General features: G+C 70.5%; 1 protein-coding gene. It reads left to right on the top strand.

Annotation, left to right across the window (positions count from 1 at the left end; genetic code table 11):
* Window positions 1–79: 79 nt before the first annotated feature.
* Entirely contained in the window at window positions 80–1498 is a 1419-nt protein-coding gene (locus C1877_RS15030; protein ID WP_114569522.1) for an IS3 family transposase, read from the top strand.
* Window positions 1499–1526 lie beyond the last annotated feature (28 nt).

Here is a 1526-nt window from a genome sequence, read left to right on the forward strand (position 1 = left end):
CGGGAGCGCGGCGGTTTCTTGGACCGTGGGGGCATGCCACCACGGCGAACATAAGTTCTTATCCAAGGAAGGAGCCGAGATGTACTCGAAAGAGGACAGGGAGAGGATCCTGGCCGACCTGGGCGCAAGCGGGCTCACGGATGCCGCATTCTCGAGGATGCCCGGCAACCCCAGCAGGCAGTGCCTGCGCGAGTGGCGCCGCCAGGCCGAGGCCGGGGAGCTCGACGTGCCCGAGCGCAGGGTCCCGGGGCGCTGCGAGCACGGGCGGCACGCCCGCTACCCCGAGGCCACCAGGCGCGAGGCCCTGAGGCTGAGGGCCAAGGGCATGGGCTGGGCCGGCATCGCCCGCAGGCTGGGCATCGCATCCGGAGACATCGTCGCCTCCTGGGCGCGGGCCGCCGAAAGGGCTAAGATGGGCACCGAGGAGGCGGGGCCCATGGAGAAGAAGGACGTCAAGAGCCTTGCGCGCGAGGAGCTCGAGGCGCGTGTGGCCGAGGCCGAGCTGGAGAACGCGGTACTGCGGGAGCTGATGCGCGACCCAAAAGCAGGAGACCCGGAGAGTCTCTCCAACAGGCGGAAGGCCGAGTTAGGCGAGAAGCTGAGGAGGGGCTCCGGGCGCTCCCTCGCCGAGATCACCGCTTTCTTGAAGATGCCGAAGAGCACCTACGAGTACAACAGGAGGCGCAACGCCGAGCGCGCGGAGAGGGATGAGGAGGTCGCCCGGCGCGCCCGCAAGGCGTTCGAGGGCAGCGGGCGCACCTACGGATACCGGCGCGTGAGGGCCGCCCTCCTTGTCGGCGCCGACGGCGGCGAGGCCATGGCCGTCTCCGAGCTCGAGGTGCGGCGCGCCATGCGCGAGGGCAACATGGCGGCGCGGCGCACGAGGAAGAGGCTCGAGTACTCCTCCTACGCCGGGGAGCCCGACGAGCGCCCGGCCAACGCGCCCCTGCAAAAGGACGGGGCCCACGGCTTCCACGCGGCCCGCCCCGACGAGCTGGTTGTCACCGACGTCGCCGAGTTCAAGGCGGGAGGGGCGAAGGTGTACCTCTCGCCCGTCGTCGACTGCTTCGACGGCATGCCCGCAGCCTGGTCGATCTCCCTGCGCCCCGACTCGGAGCTGTGCGACTCGTCGCTGCTCGCCTACCTGGGGACCCTGCCCGAGGGGCACCCTCCCGTGGTCGGGCACTCGGACGGGGGCTGCCAGTACCGGGCCAGGTCATGGAAGCGCATCTGCGAGGAAGGCGGGATCGTGCGCTCGATGTCCAGGAAGGGGTGCTGCCCGGACAACGCGCGGGCCGAGGGCTTCTTCGGCTCGCTCAAGGAGGAGTTCTACCACGGCCGCGACTGGTCGGCGACCCCGCCCGCGCGCTTCATGGAGGAGCTCGACGGCTTCATGCGGTGGTACAGGGACGGCAGGCTCAAGGGCTTCCGCGAGGAGGGCCGGATGGTGTACGATACGATCACGGGCCGCAGGAGGCGGCTCGGCTACGCCGTCTAGGCGGTCCAAGCGGGCTGCCGCACTCCCA

Origin of the sequence: Gordonibacter pamelaeae (assembly GCF_003340385.1) — a bacterium.
Taxonomy (GTDB): Bacteria; Actinomycetota; Coriobacteriia; order Coriobacteriales; family Eggerthellaceae; genus Gordonibacter; species Gordonibacter pamelaeae.